Annotated in this window: 22 protein-coding genes; 15 read left to right on the top strand and 7 right to left on the bottom strand. The window is 43.4% G+C overall.

What is annotated here, in order from left to right; all coding sequences use genetic code 11:
* Positions 1–211: 211 nt before the first annotated feature.
* From C4B60_RS13855 to C4B60_RS13840, 4 genes are all read left to right on the top strand, one after another.
* Positions 212–1276 carry an L-threonylcarbamoyladenylate synthase gene (locus tag C4B60_RS13855; protein ID WP_104058622.1) on the top strand — a complete coding sequence of 355 codons (1065 nt, stop codon included), beginning with the start codon at positions 212–214 and terminating at the stop codon, positions 1274–1276.
* A gap of 98 nt (positions 1277–1374) precedes the next feature.
* Complete coding sequence (locus tag C4B60_RS13850) at positions 1375–1893, top strand: manganese efflux pump MntP (RefSeq protein ID WP_104058621.1); 519 nt, start codon at positions 1375–1377, stop codon at positions 1891–1893.
* Between the two features lie 122 nt (positions 1894–2015).
* On the top strand, positions 2016–2477 hold the full coding sequence (locus tag C4B60_RS13845) for a hypothetical protein (RefSeq protein WP_104058620.1): 462 nt from the start codon (positions 2016–2018) through the stop codon (positions 2475–2477).
* Positions 2464–2682, top strand: coding sequence for a hypothetical protein (locus C4B60_RS13840; protein ID WP_104058619.1), 219 nt, complete (start codon positions 2464–2466; stop codon positions 2680–2682). Before C4B60_RS13845 ends, C4B60_RS13840 begins: the two co-directional genes overlap by 14 nt.
* A gap of 249 nt (positions 2683–2931) precedes the next feature.
* Here C4B60_RS13840 and C4B60_RS13830 read toward each other — a convergent pair whose 3' ends face one another.
* The 5 genes from C4B60_RS13830 to C4B60_RS13810 all read right to left on the bottom strand — a co-directional run bounded on the left by C4B60_RS13830 (position 2932) and on the right by C4B60_RS13810 (position 8456).
* The gene (locus C4B60_RS13830) at positions 2932–4302 is read right to left on the bottom strand and encodes a family 43 glycosylhydrolase (protein WP_104058617.1); all 1371 of its coding nucleotides are present in this window, start codon (positions 4300–4302) and stop codon (positions 2932–2934) included.
* Between the two features lie 5 nt (positions 4303–4307).
* A complete protein-coding gene (locus tag C4B60_RS13825) occupies positions 4308–5276 on the bottom strand; it encodes a glycoside hydrolase family 43 protein (RefSeq protein ID WP_104058616.1) in 969 nt (322 codons plus the stop codon).
* A gap of 21 nt (positions 5277–5297) precedes the next feature.
* A complete protein-coding gene (locus C4B60_RS13820) occupies positions 5298–6128 on the bottom strand; it encodes a carbohydrate ABC transporter permease (RefSeq protein ID WP_104058615.1) in 831 nt (276 codons plus the stop codon).
* Positions 6125–7129 carry a carbohydrate ABC transporter permease gene (locus C4B60_RS13815; RefSeq protein ID WP_104058614.1) on the bottom strand — a complete coding sequence of 335 codons (1005 nt, stop codon included), beginning with the start codon at positions 7127–7129 and terminating at the stop codon, positions 6125–6127. The genes C4B60_RS13820 and C4B60_RS13815 overlap by 4 nt, the downstream gene beginning before the upstream one ends.
* 64 nt (positions 7130–7193) lie before the next feature.
* Positions 7194–8456, bottom strand: coding sequence for an extracellular solute-binding protein (locus C4B60_RS13810; protein WP_104058613.1), 1263 nt, complete (start codon positions 8454–8456; stop codon positions 7194–7196).
* 376 nt (positions 8457–8832) lie between these two features.
* Here C4B60_RS13810 and C4B60_RS13805 point away from each other — a divergent pair, with 376 nt between their 5' ends.
* The 6 genes from C4B60_RS13805 (at position 8833) to C4B60_RS13780 (ending at position 16839) form a co-directional block, all read left to right on the top strand.
* Positions 8833–10011, top strand: a complete 1179-nt coding sequence (locus tag C4B60_RS13805; RefSeq protein ID WP_104058612.1) for a galactokinase — start codon at positions 8833–8835, stop codon at positions 10009–10011.
* A 48-nt stretch (positions 10012–10059) separates the two neighbouring features.
* Positions 10060–11100: an aldose epimerase family protein gene (locus C4B60_RS13800; protein ID WP_167578671.1), complete on the top strand. Its 1041-nt coding sequence runs from the start codon at positions 10060–10062 to the stop codon at positions 11098–11100.
* A gap of 51 nt (positions 11101–11151) precedes the next feature.
* On the top strand, positions 11152–12942 hold the full coding sequence (locus C4B60_RS13795) for a glycoside hydrolase family 2 protein (protein WP_104058610.1): 1791 nt from the start codon (positions 11152–11154) through the stop codon (positions 12940–12942).
* 25 nt (positions 12943–12967) lie between these two features.
* Complete coding sequence (gene galE, locus C4B60_RS13790) at positions 12968–13963, top strand: UDP-glucose 4-epimerase GalE (protein WP_104058609.1); 996 nt, start codon at positions 12968–12970, stop codon at positions 13961–13963.
* Positions 13964–13984: 21 nt separating this feature from the next.
* Positions 13985–15499, top strand: a complete 1515-nt coding sequence (gene galT, locus C4B60_RS13785) for a UDP-glucose--hexose-1-phosphate uridylyltransferase (RefSeq protein ID WP_104058608.1) — start codon at positions 13985–13987, stop codon at positions 15497–15499.
* A 299-nt stretch (positions 15500–15798) separates the two neighbouring features.
* Positions 15799–16839 (top strand): LacI family DNA-binding transcriptional regulator, encoded by a 1041-nt coding sequence (locus C4B60_RS13780; RefSeq protein ID WP_104058607.1) that lies wholly within the window; start codon positions 15799–15801, stop codon positions 16837–16839.
* Between the two features lie 95 nt (positions 16840–16934).
* Here the strand turns inward: C4B60_RS13780 and C4B60_RS13775 are convergent, their stop codons facing one another.
* Positions 16935–17573 carry a bifunctional transcriptional activator/DNA repair enzyme AdaA gene (locus tag C4B60_RS13775; RefSeq protein WP_104058606.1) on the bottom strand — a complete coding sequence of 213 codons (639 nt, stop codon included), beginning with the start codon at positions 17571–17573 and terminating at the stop codon, positions 16935–16937.
* A 64-nt stretch (positions 17574–17637) separates the two neighbouring features.
* Between C4B60_RS13775 and C4B60_RS13770 the strand changes: the two genes are divergently transcribed.
* Entirely contained in the window at positions 17638–18093 is a 456-nt protein-coding gene (locus C4B60_RS13770; RefSeq protein WP_167578670.1) for a methylated-DNA--[protein]-cysteine S-methyltransferase, read from the top strand.
* Between the two features lie 427 nt (positions 18094–18520).
* Positions 18521–18712 (top strand): DUF6366 family protein, encoded by a 192-nt coding sequence (locus C4B60_RS13765; RefSeq protein ID WP_104058604.1) that lies wholly within the window; start codon positions 18521–18523, stop codon positions 18710–18712.
* A gap of 69 nt (positions 18713–18781) precedes the next feature.
* Here C4B60_RS13765 and C4B60_RS13760 read toward each other — a convergent pair whose 3' ends face one another.
* Entirely contained in the window at positions 18782–19213 is a 432-nt protein-coding gene (locus tag C4B60_RS13760; RefSeq protein ID WP_104058603.1) for a hypothetical protein, read from the bottom strand.
* Between the two features lie 594 nt (positions 19214–19807).
* Here C4B60_RS13760 and C4B60_RS13755 point away from each other — a divergent pair.
* The 3 genes from C4B60_RS13755 to C4B60_RS13745 are packed head-to-tail and all read left to right on the top strand — an operon-like array spanning position 19808 to position 21283.
* Positions 19808–20257, top strand: coding sequence for a low molecular weight protein arginine phosphatase (locus C4B60_RS13755; protein ID WP_104058602.1), 450 nt, complete (start codon positions 19808–19810; stop codon positions 20255–20257).
* Between the two features lie 34 nt (positions 20258–20291).
* On the top strand, positions 20292–20735 hold the full coding sequence (gene rpiB, locus C4B60_RS13750; protein ID WP_104058601.1) for a ribose 5-phosphate isomerase B: 444 nt from the start codon (positions 20292–20294) through the stop codon (positions 20733–20735).
* Between the two features lie 17 nt (positions 20736–20752).
* Entirely contained in the window at positions 20753–21283 is a 531-nt protein-coding gene (locus C4B60_RS13745) for a TIGR01440 family protein (protein WP_209020092.1), read from the top strand.
* Positions 21284–21484 lie beyond the last annotated feature (201 nt).

The raw sequence follows: 21484 nt of genomic DNA, 5'->3' as shown, positions 1-21484 counted from the left end.
GGATAAGTCAGAAAAAAAGCTAATTATACACAAAGTTGTGCACAATCTGAGTAAAGTTATACACACTTTGTGGACAAGTAGTTCCGGTTTGTGAATTTATAAAAGTATAATATACTAATAATTTGAGAGGTTCTCCTTATTTTATAAGAAAAAGAACAAATTTTGGGGATAAAATAGTTTAAAGAATAAAATATTTTAGGAGTGGATTCACATGATCACCTCTATGTGGAGTGTGGATAAAAATGTGGATAAAGATTTTGATTATCCACAGATAAAAAAAGCAGCGCAGTTATTGCGTGATGGAAATACAGTTGCCTTTCCTACAGAAACAGTATATGGACTTGGAGCCGATGCAACGAGCGATCAGGCCGTTCAAGGGATTTTTAATGCAAAAGGAAGACCCTCAGATAATCCCCTCATTGTGCATATCTCCTCTGCAAGCCAGCTCACCGAACTCGTTTTGCATGTGGATCATACGGCAAAAGCCCTGATTGAGCACTTTTGGCCGGGTCCATTAACGCTTATTTTCAAAAAAAAGCCGGGTGTATTTTCTGAAATGGTTACTGCAGGTCTTGATACTGTTGGCATCCGAATGCCAAATCACCCCGTAGCGCTTGCGGTAATTGAGGAAGCAGGCAAGCCGGTTGCTGCCCCAAGCGCCAATAGAAGCGGAAAACCAAGCCCAACATCCGCTCAACACGTCTACCATGATTTAAATGGACGGATTGCGGCTATTATCGACGGCGGTGAAACAGGAGTAGGGGTTGAATCAACGGTGCTTGACTGTACGGTGACACCTCCGATGATCCTGAGGCCGGGGGGCGTTTCCGCAGAGGAAATAAGAGACTGGATTGGAGAAGTCGTAGTTGACCCGTCTCTTGAAGATTGGGATGAAAAACCTAAATCCCCCGGGATGAAGTATACACATTATGCGCCGACAGCTCCTCTTTTTGTCACAAAGGGCTCGCATCAATGGCTGCAGGAAACGATTGCTGCCTATCAGCAGGATGGGAAAAAAGTAGGGCTGCTTGCGCCAATCGAAACGATCAACCATATTAAAGCTGATTTTCTAGTGGCCTGCGGAACCGAGGATGACCTCTCTACAACCGCGCACTCCCTTTATGAAAGCATTCGTGCGTTTGATGAGGAAGCGGTCGATATTATCCTTGCTCAAAGCGTGGAGCTTAGAGGAATCGGTGTAGCCATTATGAACAGGCTGGTTAAAGCAGCGGGGCATAAATGGCTGATTGAACATCAGGATGACAGGAGTCTCTAATATAGAGGCTCTTTTCTGATTCTCCCTAAATTGGTTCTTCCTTTCCTTTTTAAAGCATAAAGTCAATGGAGAAGTAAGGGATAGGAGAGGGGGATTTTGTGGACCTCATTGTATGGCTTGCCATCGGTCTTGGAATGGATGCTTTTTCTGCCAGCATAGCCATTGGTGCACAAGGGGTAAGCGGTGCAAAAAAATGGAGCGGCAGTATGCTTGTGGGGCTGTTCCATATTATTATGCCGATCATCGGGATTCTAATTGGAAGTGCACTATCGCACACGATCAGCTGGGTCGGAATTGCTCTTTTGGTTGCCGTCGGTCTACAGATGATACGGTCCGGTATGGTCGGACGAACTGTACCGGTCATGATTATGACATGGGTCAGATGGGTGGTATTCGCCCTTGGTGTCAGTGTGGACAGTCTGTCAGTCGGGGTCACTCTCGGCACCAATCAATCAGAAACATGGATTGCCGTTTTATTATTCGGATTTTTTGCCAGTGTCATGACCTTAATTGGTCTTCAAATAGGACAAGTATTGAAGCATACGGTCGGCCGCTACAGTGAAGTAATCGGAGGAAGTATATTAATCGGCATCGCGATCAGAATGTTTGTGAGTTAATCCGGGAGGCCGGCTGACAGAAGCAGAGTCAGCGGGCTTTTTTTTCGTTGTCGAAAATATAAAGGAAAACATTGTAACTAATAAATAAAGGTACCGTCTAATGGGAAAAGGAGGGAATCGTCATGGGAAAAGTCTTTTCTGGATTTATTGCTTTAATCATTTTTATTATGGCCGGATGTACTGCAAGCGGCACTCAGTTTGGCCCCCCAAAAGCCATGCTTAAAATTGGAACGGAGACGTACGAAACGACACTAGGCTCATACTGCTGGTCAGGAAACGGCCATGGCGTCTGTGCAGACGCAGCAGGACCGGAGGACGCCTTAGAAAACGAGCCGGGAATACAAGTTCCTGCTGGGGAAGAGATCGTCATCGAGCTCCAAACTGACCTCATGCCAGACAGAACGGAATTAACCCAAAACAACAAAAATGTTCAGTCAGCAAGCTTTCAATTTGAAGCGCCTGAAGTCCCGGGTATTTATTATTACTCGTGGGGAATGTGGTGGATGAGCGATAAAGAAAATGATGTGACCGGGGATGTGTTTTATCTGTTTAAGCTTGAGGTGATTGGGGATGAAGGAGTTTAACCCATTGATTGGGAGATATGGTGGAGTAGTAAAAAAATCCACAATGGCAGACACCTCTTATCAATTTAAAATTGAAGTAAAAGGGACAGAAGGTGTAGGTCTAAATTTAGACTGTGCTCACAAAATAAGTGATTCGGCTCGTAAATCTGAAATTGTGCTCACAAATTTGAACCTGGTACATAAATATCTCCATATCCAGTCATAACTAGAGAAATCACACGATTAATTACCGTTTCCGATTGACGAACTAACGCCTCCTGATCAAAAACCAATATCCATGAGAAACGTTAGGTGAGCGGAGCGGAAGGTGGCGACTCCAGCGGGATGAAGCGGGAGCTTGAGATCCACTTGCTTAAAGCAAGTTAGCTCAAGCCCCGCCCCGCGGAAAGCGTCCGCCTGAAGCGCAGTGAACTGGGTTAGAAGGTTGAGATATTTGTCCCAGCCTCCCTTTAAATTATCTAAATTCAACGTGGCTCAGAACAGTCTCCCCATTTTGAACACTAATTTCAATCGTATTAGAGCCTTTTTTCAGATCCAGGGAATAGGTGTTTACAGAAAGTGTTTCTGTTGAGCCGTCGTTTTCTGCGAGATACAGACGGAAATCGGTCCCATCAGTTGATCCGTTTAGCATAACCTCTCGATTGTTCTTGCCGTAAAAATACAGTGTATAGCTGCCGTCTTTCGGAGCCGTGAAGTCGAATTGGACGGATTCGCCAGAAGTTAAACGAATAAGATCATCCTCCTCGCGAGCTGCCTCCGTTTCCATATCAGCTGCATGAATACGATAAATGACAGCCGGGTCGCCTGAAGGCAAAGGAAGAGGCTCATCGAGTGCAACCGGCTCGCCAAAGTCAGGGAAGCCTTCATCATCAAAGGTGAAGGGCTGCATTCTGACATTTCGCGTCCAGCCAGAGCCTTCCGCTTTTGCAGCATGATAAACAATCCAGTCTTCAGTATCATCAGGTGATTTGGTGAAGGAGGCGTGGCCTGGTCCAAATACGCCATTTCCACTTTCAAATACAGGTGTTTCTTTTTTCGTCCAAGAAGCAGGATCAAGCAGGTCAGCATCCTTTTGAGCAGTCAGAATTCCCAGATTGTAAAAATCACTCCAGCTGCCGCTTCCTGAGTAGACGATATGTATTTTATCGTCATGCATCAGAATTTGAGGGCCTTCATTTATGGAAGGAGAACCGCCTCTTGTTTCCCATTCGTATTCAGGACGGGATAATTCAACCCGGTCGCTGTTAATGGTTGCCGGATCTGACATGCTGGCAATATAAGTATACTGGCTGACATTTTCATCGCCTTCCCAGCCGGACCATACATAATAAAGATCCTTACCCTGTTCAATTACCGTGCCGTCAATTCCCCATTTATCTGTAGGATCAGTAATTTGTCCGCGATCAATGTAGTCTGAAAATGGATCCTCGGTCTCTGATTCCAGAACATACATCCGGTGACCAGTTCCTGGACCGTTGGCCGCGTAATAGACATACCATTTTCCATCTAAGAAATGAATTTCAGGCGCCCAGATATTTTGACTGTTTGGGGTTCCGGACTGAGGCGTCCAGATGACCTTGGATTCTGCTTCTGTGAGGGAGGTGGGGCTGTCCGTTTTCCAAATGGTAACATTCCCGCCCGTTGTATGAGTGTAGACGTAGTAATCATCATGCTTAACCATCCACGGATCTGCTCCATCCGGCAGAACCGGGTTATAAAAATCATCTGCTCCTTCATTTGCTGAGTTAGAATTCAAAGCAAACACCACTCCTCCAATAAATATGGCAGCTAAAAGAACCCCGACTGCGATATAGCTTCGTTTCACGAAATCTACCTCCAGTTAATGTAGTCCGGTTTTTCTTTTATCACAATAGTATTATTGATCTCCTCAACCGGTAAAAAGAGGGGACGTTCATTGCCGTGCGGAGTATCAGGATAATGAGTGCAGATGTGGAGCGCACCGGAAAAATCGTGGAACAGACTTGGGTGTCCGGCATTGAAGTTCATAAGGAGCTCCTCATCGTGGGTCCATGGTCCGGTCATGTCACCGCTTTTTGACCGGGCAATTGCGACAGTATAGCCGCTTTTTCCATCCGGTCTGAGCTCAGGCTTTGAATAACTCGACCACAGCATCAGTAGTTCGCCATCCTTTGTTGTGTAAAAAAATGGAGCATCTGTAAGATAGCCGTCTTTTTCAATGCGGGGATCCCCGAATTTTTCAATCCATGGCATTTTTGCTGCATTTAAGATTTCAAACGGCTTCCCGATCCGCTGGGTTAAATCCTCACTTAAGCGCTGCGCCATGATCTTTCCTTCATATTCAGTAGTCCATTCATGACAGAAAACGATCCAGTTCTGCCCTTCCTTATCCCTGTGATAAGTGCCATCGAGACACTCCCATTCAGGCGGTGTTGCAGGTTCGTTCACCAAGGGCTCATAAGGTCCTTCCGGCTGATCTGCTACAAGGATTCCAGTGCCTCTGTGAACACCGATGCCTCCTTTAAAGGTGGCAAACATATAAAAGCGGCCGTTTAGTTCAAAAACTTCAGGAGCCCAATAATGACGGACGCCCCAGAAGCCTTTTTGAGGATGAAAGGCGCAATAGGGACCCTCCCATTCCTCAAGGTCGCTGCTGATATATACTTCAAATTGAGGCTCAATATCTCCCTGTCCATCAGCGAAGGTAGTACCGAATAAGTAGTACGTTTCCTCTGAGCGGGAAGTGAAAACAAAGGAGTCGCGCATATGAATTTCTTCTCTATGCCATCTCTTTGCTTTCCTGAAACTTTCTTTTGGCATCTGTTTCACCTCATTTTGAGTTTATTTAATTCCTGAGTTTGTAACGCCTTTAACGAAGTATTTATTCGCCCAAATAAAGATTAATAGCGCAGGAACGGTAGCGATGACAGTAGAAGCCATCATAGCGCCAGGGTTAACAAAGTTCGATCCCTGGATCAGTGTCGCAACACCAAGTGTGAGTGTTTTCATCTCATTGGAGTTGATGACAAGGGAAGGCCATAAATAGTCGTTGTAAATAGCCAGGAATGTAATAACGCCAAGAGTAGTCACAACCGGACGAATGGTTGGGAAGATCACCTTAAACAGCACCTGCCATTGTGAAGCGCCGTCAATATAAGCCGCTTCCTCAAGCTCTCTAGGAAAGCTTCTGAGAAAGTTGTAGATCAAAAAGACGCCCAGCGTACCTGCTGAATAAGGGAGAATTAATGGGGCGTATGTATCGATCAGGCCAAAATTGCGGAATAGATAAAAGGCAGGGAAAAGAGTGACAATCCCAGGGATGGTAAGTGCGATCACAACGATACCCAGGAAGAGCTTTTTACCGGCAACATTTAAACGTGCAAGAGCATAGGCAGCAAGAACATCGACAAAAATAACAAGCGTTGTACCAAGAGCTGTTACGAGTGCAGTGTTAAGGGACCAGAGGATCATCTTAGCGTCAGATGTGCCATTGAAAATATTAATATAGTTAATTAGTGTCCAGTTTTTAGGCAGCAGGGCAGAGCTTGACATGGATTCTCCAAGTGTTTTAAAGGAGGTGAAAATCATCCAGACAAGCGGCATGATAAACATGACAGCCAGGATTGATGCAACTGCAACTAAAATGATTGTTTTGATTTTTTTTGCTCTCATTTTTTCATCGTCTCCTTGCCATCGACTTGATAAGGAAGTGGGGCATTTACAAGGGCCGGATCTTCTGATTTTTTACTGCGGCCTTTTCGTTTCCTTTTAGGACCGTCACTGTTGATTTTCAGGTTTGCCCAGTATTGAAGTCCGGTAACAACCGTCATAATAACACCCATCACAATCGCCATTGCAGAACCGATCCCAAGCTGGTTACCGCTGAAGACCGTGTGGTTAATGTTCATAATAAGGGAGGTTGTGGAACGTGCTGGACCTCCATTTGTAATAAGCATCGTTTGTCCATACAGGTTAAAGGATGCAATAACGGTTGTGATAATAACGAAAAAAGCAACATTGCGGATTTCAGGAAGCGTCACATAGAGAAACTTTTTAAAGGAATTTGCTCCATCAAGGTCAGCCGCTTCGTATAAAGCGCCGTCAACCTCGTCTAAAGCATTTACAAATAGCAGCATATTGAAACCAATTGTCCACCAAACGGTTGAGATTAATACAACAAACCATGCATAAGGCTGTTCGGTTAACCAGTTAACGGGACTGTTGGTAATATTCATTGTCATAAGGAGGTTATTCACAAAACCGCCGTTTGCATTAAACAGCCATAGGAAAATGGCTGATACAGCTGTTACTGAGATGGCGTATGAAAGAAAGAAAATGGTTCTGAAAAACACCTTTAATTTACTTGGAAGATTATCAATCAGCAAGGCAAGTCCTAAGCTGATCAGCACTAGCGGCGGCACAGAAATAGCCATAAAAACAAATGTATTTTTTAGTGCATTCATAAACTGAGTGTGATAAACAGAGCCTGTGTCAAAAATAGTTTTATAGTTTTCAAGTCCGACAAAGCCTAAGTTACCCATGGAAAGCTTATAATCATTCAAGCTTATCCATATTCCATAAAGGACAGGAGCAAGCCAGAAGATTAGAAAACAGGCAAGAAATGGTGCGATAAACAGCAGTGCTTTGTATTTTGTGCTTTTTGAATGATACATCCCTAGACCCTCCTTAATAAAGGAGCGTAAACAGCCGGAGCTGCTTACGCTTTATAACTCTTTGTTATTGACCTGAAAATTGTCGTGCTTCTTCAGTTGCCATCTCAAGCTCAGTCATTAAAGCTTCTTTTGTCAAACCAGCTTCACTTACAAGCTTCGAGAAAACAATTTCGTTCATGTAGCGCATTTGCTCGCCGTAGTTGTATACATGCGGCATAGATACATAATCATCAAGCTGTTCTAAGTTTTGAGCAGCAAGCTCATATGTTTCCGGATCTTCAGAAACTAAGTCAAGTGTGGCAAGGTGAGTTGGAGTCTGGCCGGATTCTGCCCAGTTTACTAGATTTTCAGGCTCATATAGGAAGCCAAGGAATGCTTCAACGCCTTCTTTAACTGCTCCATCCTGAACATTTGAAGGTACAGCAAGGATGTGGGCGTTACCTGCAGTTGCAGTGCCATCGCCAATCTGTGGAATGGAACCAATTCCAAGATTGTCTCCGTATTGTTCTTTAGCAGCCTGGAAGTACCAAGGACCAGTCAATGCTATTGCCGCCTGCTTGCCGCCGCCTTCAGGATTTTTCATAAACGTTTGGAACTCTCCGTCAAGTCCTAATTGTGCTGGAGAGATCTCGTCCTCAAACACCATGTCGTGGAAAATCATAAGTGCATCAGCGAAATCTTCCTGAGCGAAGTTTAAGTAACCGTCCTGCTCAAGATCAATATCGTTTTGTGCAGCAATCATATTAATGTAGAATTCTACAAGGCCTGAACCTGGAATTCCTAACGCATAAAGATTAGGGTCACTGCTTTGAGCCTCATTATTTAACGTTACAAGATCTTCATAAGTAGCAGGTGCTTCTGACACAACTTCTTCATTGAAGAACATTGTCAATGGGTGAATATCCAATGGGAAACCGTACAATTCATCATTTACTGTAGAAGCCGCAAGTCCTGCAGGGTGGAATTCATCTTCAGAAAGTCCTGCACCCTCAAGGAATGAAGAAACCGGCTGAATCATTTGATCCTGAATATACGTTTCAAGATTTGATTCATGCATGATTACAAGGTCGTACTGGCTTGATTTAAACTTCGTATAGTGGTCAGGCTCCTGAGACTGAACAACCTCAAATTCATCCTGGGACTCATTGAAATCATCTACGATCTTTGTCATGTATGACCCGTCGCCGCCTGTAAATCCATTAATAAACTTAATTTGTGTAGTGCCATTTGAGCCGGTTGATTCTTCTGATTCGTCGTCTCCGCATGCAGCCATGCTAAATGCAAGAACAGAAGTAGCTAAAACAAGTCCCCATTTCTTCTTGTACATTCTTGAGCTCCCCTTTTTATAATGTAGTTGTAATCGCTTTCAACTTGATTGTAGAATGTATTGGGTAAAAAAACAAGTCTTTTTTACTTAAAATACTAAAAAAATTAACTGTTAATACTAGTCATGTTATTTATTTCATTATATTAAGAGTAAAAAAAGATTGTGGCACCCTATGAAAGTAAGTGGTTAAGTGTAGTTTTATGGAGAAAAAAGTACTTATAAGCTGAAATTAAAGTAAATAATATAGATAAAGACTAAATTAAATATTTTTATTTTAGTAAAATTATAATTGACTTTAACTAAAAACAACACGTAAAATAGAGTTGCAACCGTTTACAATTTAATTTTGATAGAAAAGCTGTAAGGAGGGTGAGCGATGAAACTCGAATCGTTAACGAATTCATTCATAAATTACTTTCAAACGAGTCCCGACCAATACTTTTTTGCTCCTGGACGAATTAATTTAATAGGTGAACACACAGATTATAATGGAGGAAAAGTATTCCCTCTGGCGATTACAAGCGGTACATACGCACTGGCTCGTAAAAGGGAGGACCGGAAAATCAGAATGGTTTCTCTTAATTTCGAGGATCAGGGAGTCGTGGAGGTTTCACTTGACGCTCTTGAATACAATACAGGAAACGAATGGGTGAATTATCCAAACGGGGTAACGAAGCTGATGGTCGAGAAAGGCAGCGAAATAGAAAACGGCTTTGATGTCTTATTTTACGGCAATATTCCAAATGGAGCGGGGCTTTCTTCTTCTGCTTCCATTGAGATGGCCACAGGCGTGATGCTTCAGGGACTGTTTCAAATTGACATGGACCGTGTGGAACTGATCAAGCTTTGCCAGCAGGTAGAGAATGAATTTATCGGCGTAAACAGCGGGATCATGGATCAATTTGCAATCGGCATGGGGAAAGAAGGCCAGGCAATCTGGCTTGACTGTGAAACATTAGCTTACGAATATGCTCCACTTGAATTAATTGAAGAGCAGATCGTCATTATCAATACAAACAAACGCCGTGAGCTTGCTTCCTCTAAATACAATGAAAGAAGAAGCGAATGTGAAGCGGCACTTAAGGAATTACAGCCTTACATTCAAGCTGAAGCGCTTGGGGAGATTTCCTCAGAGACGTTTGAATCAATTAAGCAGCATTTATCCTCTGAAACGCTCGTAAAAAGAGCAAAACATGTCATTTATGAAAATGAACGAACAGAAAAAGCGCTGCATCAATTAAAAGCAGGCAACCTGAAAGCAGTCGGTGAGCTAATGAATGATTCCCACCGCTCCTTGAAAAATGATTACGAGGTGACAGGAAAAGAGCTCGATACCATTGTCGAGTTTGCCTGGGAGCAGGAAGGCGTAATCGGCGCAAGAATGACTGGTGCCGGCTTTGGCGGCTGTGCAATCGCAATCGTTAAAACAAATCATATTCCGGCATTTATAGACTATGTTGGAGCTCATTATACAAAGGAATGCGGACTTGAAGCTGCGTTTTACACCGCGAGTGTTGGAGAAGGCGCTCACGAAATTTTGAAAGAAAAGGTGTAAACAGGATAAAATAGGTTCAGGCACGTAAATAATGAGAGGAGCATGACGATGATATTTGTTACGACAGAGGAAATTGCTGAGCACAACGGAAGTAAAGTAATAGAGTACAAGCTTAGAAATGAAAACGGTATGGAGCTTTCAATCCTGAACTATGGCTGCATTATTACAAAATGGACAGCAAAGGACCGGGAAGGAAACTATCAAAACATCGTTCTCGGGTTTGATGAATTTGATAAATACCTTACGCAGTCGCCTTATTTTGGGGCTGTGATCGGCCGTGTGGCAGGGCGGATTTCAGATGCTGCCTTTAAGCTTAACGGTGAAACCTATCAACTGGAAGCCAATCAGGAAAAAAGCTGCCTTCACGGCGGAGAAAAAGGTTTTGACAAGGTCGTATGGGAGGGGCGCGTTGCGGAGAACCAGGACCTGATCTTTACCCGCACAAGCCCTCATATGGAAGGAGGGTTTCCTGGGAATCTCGATGTGACGGTAACCTATCGTCTGCTTGAGGACGATACGGTTGAAATTGAATACGAAGGAACAACTGATCAGGATACGATCATCAATATGACCAATCATTCCTACTTCAATTTAAACGGTGATTTCAATAAATCGGTCGTGAACCATGAGCTCATGCTTAAAGCGGGACGATACCTTCCGTTAAAAGAAGATTTAATTCCAACCGGCGAGCTAGCTCCTGTTGACGGGACCGCATTTGATTTCCGTGAGCCGAAAACATTAAAAGAAGGCTTTGATACGAACGAAAGACAGCTTGAGATCGGCGGAGGCGGATTTGACCATCCCCTTATGCTTGATACCAATTTTGATCAGGAAATCGTCTTATCAGAGTGTGATTCAGGACGAAGGCTGACAATAGAAACTGACCAAAAAGGTCTTGTGCTTTATACAGGAAACCAGATGGATTCAAATATGACCATCAGAGGCTATAACACGCAAAAGCATATGGCGCTATGCCTCGAAACGCAAAATCTGCCAAACGCAATAAACGAACCGCTATTCCCATCCATCGTGCTGAAGCCTGCTGAAACCTATAAGGCGAAGACGAGGTACATATGGACGGTTTGCTAGTCCGTACTACTATGATGAGCTGCTAAAGTATATAAAAGAGGAGTGTTTTAGATGTTACGAACGGAATATCCCCGCCCGCAATTACAGCGAAAAGAGTGGAAAAGCTTAAATGGTGAATGGAATTTTACATTTGATGACAGCAATATCGGAATGAAGGAGCAGTGGTATCAAAACCCTGCTGCACTCACTGATAAAATCAATGTTCCGTTTGCCTATCAGACAGAGCTGAGCGGTATTCATGATTCTTCCTTCCATGATGTTGTTTGGTACCAGCGCGATTTTGAGGTGCCTCAAGAGTGGACAGGAAAACGAATCATGCTTCATTTCGGAGCAGTGGACTATTATGCAAAGGTTTTTGTCAACGGCCAGCTTGTTGGTGAAAACGAAGGAGGCCACACACCTTTTTCCTTTGATATCACCCATGCTTTAAAGTTTGGCAAGGCTTCTGTCACTGTAAGAGCGGAGGATCCGTCCCGTGACGAAACAATCCCGCGCGGCAAGCAGTTCTGGAAAGAAGAAATTGAATCAATCTGGTACACAAACACAACAGGCATCTGGCAGCCGGTATGGCTTGAGCCTGTTTCGCAAACAGCCGTCGAAAAGCTCAGAATGACGCCTGACCTCGACCAGGGAGATATCGAAATTGAGCTTGAGGTTTCCCCTGAAGCCGTCAATAAAATGCTCCAAATTAAAATTGAGTACAAGGGTGAGCTGATCAGCCAGGATTCCTTCCTTTTAGTAGAAACGTATTTAAAAAGAAGAATTAATGTGTTTGGACGTCACATTTTCCACACAGGCTTTCACCATGAAGGCATGACATGGTCACCTGAGGCTCCGAATCTATTTGATATCACGTTTGAAATAAAAGATGGACAAGACATTACTGATTCTGTTGCTTCTTACTTTGGTATGAGAAAGGTTCATACAGAGGACGGCATGGTGTACCTCAACAACAAGCCTTATTACCAGAAGCTTGTACTCGATCAGGGCTACTGGAGAGAGGGGCTTCTGACAGCATCAAATGATGAGGACTTTAAAAAGGATATTGAGCTGTCTAAGGAAATGGGCTTTAACGGCTGCAGAAAGCACCAAAAGGTAGAGGATCCACGTTTCCTTTACTGGGCTGATCAGCTTGGCTATCTTGTCTGGGGCGAATGTGCAGCATCTGCTTTTTATTCAGAGCGCGCAGCAAGCCGTCTGACAGAAGAGTGGACAAGAATTATTGACCGTGATTACAATCACCCTTCCATAGTGGCATGGGTGCCGTTAAATGAGAGCTGGGGCGTTGAAAAGATTCGCTCCAACCGCAAGCAGCAGCATCATTCCCAGGCCATGTACCACCATATTCATTCAATCGACGGCACACGTCCTGTCATTTCAAATGATGGCTGGGAGCAGACCGTAACAGATATTTGTGCAATTCATAACTACAACCATGGCACAGATGAAGAAAAGAACAAAAGTGCCGTATTTAAAGAAACACTCGAAACAAAAGAAGCATTGCTTTCAGCTCAGCCTGCAAAACGAAAGGTCTACGCCAACGGCTTTGAGCATCAGGGCGAGCCGATCATCCTTACAGAGTTTGGCGGAATCGGCTTTGCAGTCGGCGAAGACAATGGCTGGGGCTATACTTCTGTTAAAAACGAGGAAGAGTTTGTGGAAGATTACAGCAGAATCATGGACGCTGTCTACCACTCAAAAGCGCTGCACGGCTATTGCTATACGCAGCTTACAGATGTGGAGCAGGAGATTAACGGAATTCTGACATATGACCGTGAGCCGAAATGTGATCTTAAGCTGATCAAAAAAATTAACGACCAGTGGCATAACGAAATTAAATAAAAGCTGAAAAAGGGAGGGTCCAGAGATGACGATACTTGTCACAGGAGGAGCAGGCTATATTGGGAGCCATGCTGTTCTTACGCTAAAGCGTCAAAAGAAGGACGTTGTCATTATCGACAGTCTGCAAACAGGCCATAGAGGAGCCCTTGATCAAGATATTCCTTATTATGAAGGGGATCTTCGCGACAGTGAATTTTTAGATCATGTGTTTTCCGCTCATAAAATTGATGCAGTCATTCATTTTGCTGCCAATTCACTTGTAGGGGAAAGTGTAACCGATCCGCTGAAGTACTATGACAATAATGTCGGCGGCGCGACCTCACTTCTTCAGGCAATGAACCGTCATGACGTAAAAAAAATCGTCTTCAGTTCAACCGCTGCAACCTACGGCGAGCCTGAGACGGATTTAATTGATGAAAATGATCCAACCATTCCAACCAATCCGTACGGTGAAACAAAGCTCGCTATTGAAAAAATGCTCAAATGGGCTGGAGGCGCCTATGGACTTCATTCCATCTCCCTGCGTTACTTCAATGTCGCAGGAGCTGATCTCGACGGAGAAAAAGGGGAGGACCACAACCCGGAAACGCATTTAATTCCGATTGTCCTCCAGGTAGCACTTGGCCAGAGGGAGAAAATCAGCGTCTTCGGCAATGACTACCCTACACCTGACGGCACCTGCATCCGTGATTATATCCATGTGCAGGATCTGGTGGATGCGCATTTGCTTGCCCTTGAAAAACTGGATAAAGATCCGCAAACCGCTGTTTATAATCTTGGGAATGGCCAGGGCTTCAGCGTGATGGAAGTGATTGAAGCAGCACGTAAGGTAACTGGTCACGATATCCCTGCAGCGATTGAAAAGAGAAGAGCTGGAGATCCGGCTAAGCTTGTCGCATCCTCAGCAAGAGCAACAAAAGAGCTCGGCTGGAAGCCAAATTATCCGGAGCTTGAAAGAATCATTCAAACTGCCTGGGATTGGCATCGCGCTCATCCGGAGGGCTACGCCTCAACCAAGTAAGAGAGCGAAAGGAGGGTTCCTATGTTTATTTCCACTCAACTAGAGCGATTAATTCAATTCGGCCTTCAAAAAAAGCTGATTGACAAGGTGGATACAGACTATGTACGTAACCGCCTGATGAATCTGCTGAAGCTTGACGCCATTGAAGAAACAGAAGCTCCACTTGAAGAATTGGACTACCCTGTCGAAATTTTAAATAAGATCGTTGACTGGGCTTCTCAAAAAGAGGAGCTTGGTATTTCTACGATAACTGACCGTGATCAGCTTGACGCAGCATTAATGGACTGCTTTTTGCCGAGACCTTCTGAGGTAAACAAAGCATTCCAAAATCTTTATCTGACATCACCTGACGCGGCAACAGATTATTTTTATAAGCTTTCCCAGTACGTGAACTATATCCGTACGGACCGTATTGCGAAAAATGAGCACTGGTACAGCGAGACGGAATATGGGAATCTTGAAATTACGATAAATTTATCCAAGCCTGAAAAAGATCCTGCCACAATTGCAGCAGAGAAAAAAGCGAAATCTGTCAGCTACCCGCTCTGTCTGCTGTGCAAGGAAAATGTAGGGTATGCCGGGCGAATTAACCACCCGGCCCGTCATAACCACCGGATTATCCCGGTAGCGTTCACGGGTGAAAGCTGGTTCCTTCAGTACTCGCCTTATGTGTATTACAACGAGCATGCAATCGTCTTTTCAGCTGAGCACCGCCCAATGAAAATTTCAAAGCACGGCTTTAGCAGACTGCTGCAGTTTGTTGAGCAGTTCCCTCATTACTTTGTCGGCTCCAATGCGGATCTGCCGATTGTAGGCGGCTCAATTTTAAGTCATGATCACTTCCAGGGAGGACGTCATGACTTTCCAATGGCCATAGCGCCTACTGAGGAGACCTTTACGATAAAGGGCTATGAGGATATTGAAGCAGGTATTGTGAAATGGGCCATGTCAGTCATACGGTTGAGAGGGGAAAACAAAGAGCGTCTCGTTGAGCTTGGAGACGAGATCCTATCCTCATGGAAGGCCTACAGTGACGAGTCAGTCGGCGTTCATGCTTTTACAGGCGATGATACACCGCACAACACGATTACGCCAATCGCCCGAAAAAGAGACGGTAAATTCGAGCTTGATCTGGTTCTCAGAAACAACCGGACAAGTGAGGAGCATCCATTTGGCATCTTTCATCCGCATGATGATGTTCATCATATTAAAAAGGAAAACATCGGGCTGATTGAGGTTATGGGGCTTGCCGTTTTACCCGGCCGCTTAAAAGAAGAGCTGGCTGTCCTTGGTGACTACATCACTGACGGAAAGTTTGCTCTGGCAAAAGAAGATGAGAGAACCGCAAAGCACGCAGACTGGGCTGAAAAAATCGTTGCATCTGAACCGGTTCTAACGAAAGATACGATTCAAGAGGTGCTGAGAAAGCATGTAGGCTTCGTTTTCTCCAGAGTCCTTGAGGATGCAGGTGTCTTTAAACGGGATACAGAGGGACAGGAAGCATTCGTGCGCTTTATGAAGCAATTGAACGAATAACACTATTATGAGGGAGTCATTGGCTCCCTTTTACTTAATTTTTTACTAAAAATATATTGACTTTTTGGAATTTATTAACTAAAGTCAAATTAATAGAATGTAAGCGATTTCTGTTTAGCGGAAGTGTAAAAAACGCTAAACAAACAAAGGGATTTAGCTTTATATGACCCAGATAAACAAGGTGTTGAAAGGGTAGTATCCTATAAAGCTAACATGGTAAAGTGGAAGTAACTAAAACCGACTCACACGGCCCTTCTTCAATTTGTCCAAGGATAATAAACAGTCAGGTGGTTAGGAAAATGGCAACATTAAAAGATATAGCAGCAAAAGCAGGTGTCTCTCTTGCGACCGTTTCACGCGTTTTAAATGAAGATGCGAGTCTTTCTGTGACAAATGAAACGAGGGAAAAGATCCAGCTGATCGCCCAGGAGCTGAATTACCGTACAATTAAACGGAAATCACAGCAGTCGAAAAAGAAAACTGCGAAAATCGGCTTGGTGTACTGGTATTCAGAAGAGCAGGAGCTCGCTGACCCATACTATCTTTCCATCCGACTGGGGATCGAAAAAGCATGCCTGGAGCGCGGCATTGAGCTTGTTAAATTTTATAAAAATGCACAGACCTTTCATCTGACCAAACAGGATGAGCTTGAAGGCTTAATCGCTGTAGGGAAATTCAGCGCGCAGGACATTATTAACTTTAAAACCTGGGCGGAAAAAATTGTCCTTGTCGACTTTTCGCCTCTAGAAGAAATCGATGCCATTGTTGTTGATTTTAGAAAAGCGATGATTGAAGTGCTTGAACATTTAATCGGGCTCGGCCATGAAAAAATCGGCTACATCGGCGGACACGAATACATCCAGGCCAATCAGCCGATCAAGGATGAGCGGGAAGCCACCTTCCATGAATACCTGACTTTACTTAATAAATTCAACAAAAACTATATCTGGACAGGGAAATTTACTGCAGAAGATGGCTACATCCTGATGAAGGAAGCCTTAAAGCTAAAGAACGGACCTACTGCTTATATCCTTGGAAGTGACTCCATGGCCATCGGAGCAATGAGAGCACTCCACGAAGAAGGCGTCCTCGTCCCGAGACAGGTCTCAATCGTCGGCTTCAATGATATCGAAATGTCCAAATACCTGCAGCCATCTCTTACCACCGTCCAGGTCCACACCGAATTCATGGGTGAAGCAGCGCTCGACCTGCTGTTTGATCAAATCAGAACGCAGCGCACCATTGCCAAAAAAGTCGTCATCCCAACCAAGCTCCTCATCAGAGAAAGCAGCGGAGCGGTCGGAAAAATTGCAAAACAAACCACAGGGGTACCGGGCTAACCGGTATCTCTTTTTTATTTCAATAATAAGGGTAGGAGACTGAATAGCAAAAAAAGCAGGCGGAGTTGACCTGCTTTCAACGCTGCATTGTAAAATTAAGAGGTGATTTCAGTTGTGAAATCCGGTGAGGCCTCTCTATACCGCTTAGGTGTTATTCCCATGAGCTTACTAAAGACAGTTGAAAAATGAGAAGGGTTTTTAAAACCAACTTCAAAAGCAATCGCAGTAAAAGAATGATCAGTGGATGTTATAAGTCGTTTAGCTTCCTGGATTCTTTTGCAGCGCAAATAATGAGAAGGGGACATTTTTGCTTGTTTTGAGAATACCTTGAGCAAATAAAATTTATTAACAAATAATTCGTTGCTTATTTTTTCTAACGTTACATCCTCTTTATAATGATCCTCAATATAGCGGCAAGCCTGAATAAATAGCTCCTCCTTGGAGGATAAATACTCTGTTTCATCAGGTCTGCAGCGTTTACACGGCCGGTAGCCGCACTCGATCGGTTCAATTTTATTTAAGAAAATATCGATATTTTGCTGATTGGGTAATTTCGATTTGCAAGAAGGGCGACAGAAAATCCCTGTCGTTTTAACGGCATAATAAAATAGACCATCATACGCTGAATCACAATGTTTAATCGCCTTCCAATATTCACTGTTCAATAAAATCACCTCTACCACTAGTTTAGCATATTGCTGCAGCCGGTCTCTCCAGTAAAAATTAGAGAGCAATTATCGAACAGTTAATCCGAAAAATGATCTTTATACTAAATAAAAACGGTTAGGAGGCATGACGATGGGCGTCTATCAGGGATACTATTCATCACCTTTAGGAATGATAGAAATTAAAAGCACCAATGAGGGGGTAACGAGCGTTCAATTTGTGGAGGATGTATCTGAAAACTTTATAAATACACATATAGAAGAATGTATCCAGCAGCTGGAGGAGTATTTTAACAGGAAGAGAACAAGCTTTTCTTTAAATTTATGTCCCAGTCTGACAGCTTTTCAACAAAACGTTCTACATCAATTATCGGTTATTTCCTATGGAAAAACACAAAGCTATTCTCAACTTGCAGCCTCCATTGGACAGCCTGCCTCAACACGAGCAGTGGCAAATGCAATCGGTAAAAACCCAATAGCGATCATTATTCCCTGTCATAGAGTGATAGGGAAAAATAAGGATTTACGTGGTTATGCATGGGGGAAATGGAGAAAAGAAAAATTAATAGCGCTTGAGCAAATAAGTTAAAGTAAGGTAGCAAAGCCCTAGAAGAATAAAAAGAGACTGAGACAAATGTGTGTCTTAAACTCGTTTACCCGGTTCCCTGCGCTTTAGGGGGACGCTTTCCGCGGGGCGGGGCTTGAGCTAACTTGCTTTCAGCAAGTGGATCTCAAGCTCCCGCTTCCTCCCGCAGGAGTCGCCCCCTTCCGCTCCTGTCACCTCACGTTTCTAAAATTAAAGTTATGTCTCAGTCGTATATAAATATAATTATTGATATGCTTTTAAAAGAACAAGGAAGTCTTCTATATTAATATTTTCCTTGATGTGATTTAATCATTTCTAAATCTAAAGCACCGAAGAAATTCCTCACCCAGTAGATTGAATCGTTCCATTGGAGCGGAAATCAACCCTCCTTAGAAGATTTATCTTGAAAATATATAAAGAGGTGACGAAAGTGAGCGGAGACAAAGAAACGCCTGAAGAAAGAAGAGAAAAAATGAGAATGAAGGAACTGAAACATACCTCTAGCAGCATCCAGGGAAGCAACCTCTCCGACTTGGTCAACAGCCTCGGCTGGAAAGGAACAGGGATCCTCATCCTTGTTCTCATAGCAGGCGTCATAATCGCCTCGCTGTTCCTTTGGTAAACCCTCATAATTGAGAGGGTTTTTCTGCGTCACAACGTAGAACATCCTCTTAATGGGGATAGATCAAAATTACCCTTGTTTCTCTAAAATCAAATAATCCTTTGTTTTAATAACAGCAATATTATGTTCATCAGCAAAATCAATTAAATCCTCAAAAATCGTTTCAGGGTAAAAATTTACAATTCGCAAATTCAATCCCTTCGTCGTTTGAACAACCACACATTTCGTACTCCAGCCTGTCCGTTTAAAATGCAGGGATGCAATTTGATTAGTGTAAATATCTCTTTTAAAGATTTTCATTTTGAAGATGAGTATCTCAAAAGATAATAAACCCTTCGCTATTTTTAACTTAAACCGAATGAACAAACCCATTAGAATAAAAGTAATAAGGAGAAACTGCAAATACATCATTCCCGCTGAATCAATTACAAATAATAAAGCTGAATTAATCACGAGTAAAAACAATAAAAGCCCTTTTTGAGTATGTGCTTCAAATAGCAATCTGCCGCCCCCCTAGAAGTGATAAACTGGTAATTTTGATTGAGTTGTTAATAATATGATTTTATCTTAAAACAACATTTCAAAAGCAAACCTTTGAACTAATTACATATTTTACCCGACATTTCCTTCCTTATCTCTCATAAAAATTGCTAATCTGTCCGGAATCTATTTAGTCTATCGACTTTGCCAGAGAAACTGTCCAAAATCCTCGCTAATCTATCCGCTTGGTCCAGTAATCTGTCCTGCCTTATATGTTCCGCCTTTCAACATTCCCGTTTCAAGAACCAAAAAAATTCCCCACTCAGTTGATTGCAGTGGAGGGAGGGGACTCCGGAGGGATATAGCGGGAAAGCTGAGATCCACTTGCGAAGCAAGTTAGCTCAGCTCCCGCCCCTCGGAAAGCCTCCTCCCGGAACGGAAATCAGCCTTTTTGTAGGGTTTTTACTGTCTATTCCTCTTTGTTTTAAATCCCCAAAATCATGACCAAAATAATAAAACACAAACCAAGTCTTAAAAAAGAAAACCCATAACAAATATGCTATAATTAATCCCATATTGGTTCATTTTGTTAAACACAAACCGGGAGGAAAAAGGATGAAGATCTTATTTGTTTGCACGGGAAATACCTGCAGAAGTCCCATGGCAGAAGCGATACTACGACATAAAGGGAAGGACTCACTCGAGGTCCGTTCAGCGGGATTATTTGCCATGGAAGGCGGACAAGCATCCCAATTTACCCAGGAAGTCCTAAACGAAAATGGCATTAAACACGACCATCGCTCACACAGTGTAACGCAGGCGGACGTACATTGGGCAGATTATATCTTTGCCATGACCAGCGCCCACAAAGCAATGCTGATGGAGCAATTCCCATTTGCAATGGACCGCATTTTCACCGTAAAAGAATTCGCGAACGCTAGAGGCCTGGACGTATCAGATCCATTCGGCGGCTCGGTTGAAGTATATAAACACACGTATAATGAGCTTAATCAGCTCATCGATGCGCTGATTGAAAATATCGAAAAACAAATTCAGGGAAGCTAATTTAGTTTAGTTTAGCCGGTGGGAGGTAACGAAGATGAAAGTAGCATTGGCGTCAGATCACGGGGGCATCAACCTTCGCAAAGAAATAGCAGATTTATTAACTGAGCTTGGCATTGAATTTCAGGATTTTGGCTGTGACTGTGAAGATTCAGTTGACTACCCGGACTACGCACTGCCGGTAGCTAAAAAGGTTGCTGAAGGTGAATTTGACCGCGGTATTTTAATCTGCGGCACCGGTATTGGCATGAGCATTGCCGCAAACAAAGTAAAAGGCATCCGATGCGCTCTTGTACATGATACATTCAGTGCAAAAGCAACACGTGGCCACAATAACTCAAATATGCTGGCAATGGGTGAGCGGGTAATCGGAGCCGGCCTGGCAAGAGATATTGCACAAATTTGGCTGACGACTGAATTTGAAGAAGGCAGACACGCAAACCGTATTGGAAAAATCGCAGACTACGAAACACAACTATAAATCGAAACGAGGGATTTTTGTTGCAGCAGCAATTAAAATCGATCTTACACGAATACCAGGAGCAGGCTAATTTAAAGCCTGGACAGCTTTTTGTTATTGGATGCTCAACCTCAGAAGTCGCTGGAAAGAAAATCGGCACATCCGGAACAGATGATGTTGCCTCTTTATTATATGAAGGCTTTAAAGAGTTTGCAGATGAGTACGATCTAAGACTGGCCTTTCAGGGCTGTGAGCATATAAACCGCGCACTCGTTATGGAGCGACAAAGTGCTGAAGCTCTTGGCTATGATGAAGTAGCGGTAGTTCCTGTTAGAAAAGCAGGCGGTGCAATGGCCTCTTTTGCCTACCGTTCAATGAACGATCCTTTTATGGTCGAACAGGTTCGGGCACATGGGGGCATCGATATTGGGGATACCTTTATTGGCATGCATTTAAAGCAGGTGGCAGTCCCGGTTCGTGTATCCGTCAGATCACTCGGTGAAGCGCATATCACACTTGCGCGCACCAGACCAAAATTAGTAGGCGGTTCTCGGGCAGTTTACGAATAACCAAAAGCGCATGAGCATTGTTGAGCTCATGTGCTTTTTTATGTAAATAGATTTAAACCAGAATTCTTCGCCTTATCCTGTTCCATTAATTTATAAGCAGGCTGTCAAAAAAGAAAACCCTTACAATAGAGGTTTCTTGAAAGTCAGGTTCCACGCTCATGGAAAACATGATAAGATGAATATGATTTTTTGACCAATGAC

The sequence above is a fragment of the Jeotgalibacillus proteolyticus genome (assembly GCF_002926065.1).
GTDB lineage: Bacteria > Bacillota > Bacilli > Bacillales > Jeotgalibacillaceae > Jeotgalibacillus > Jeotgalibacillus proteolyticus.
This window is presented reverse-complemented; position numbering and strand designations above follow the sequence as displayed.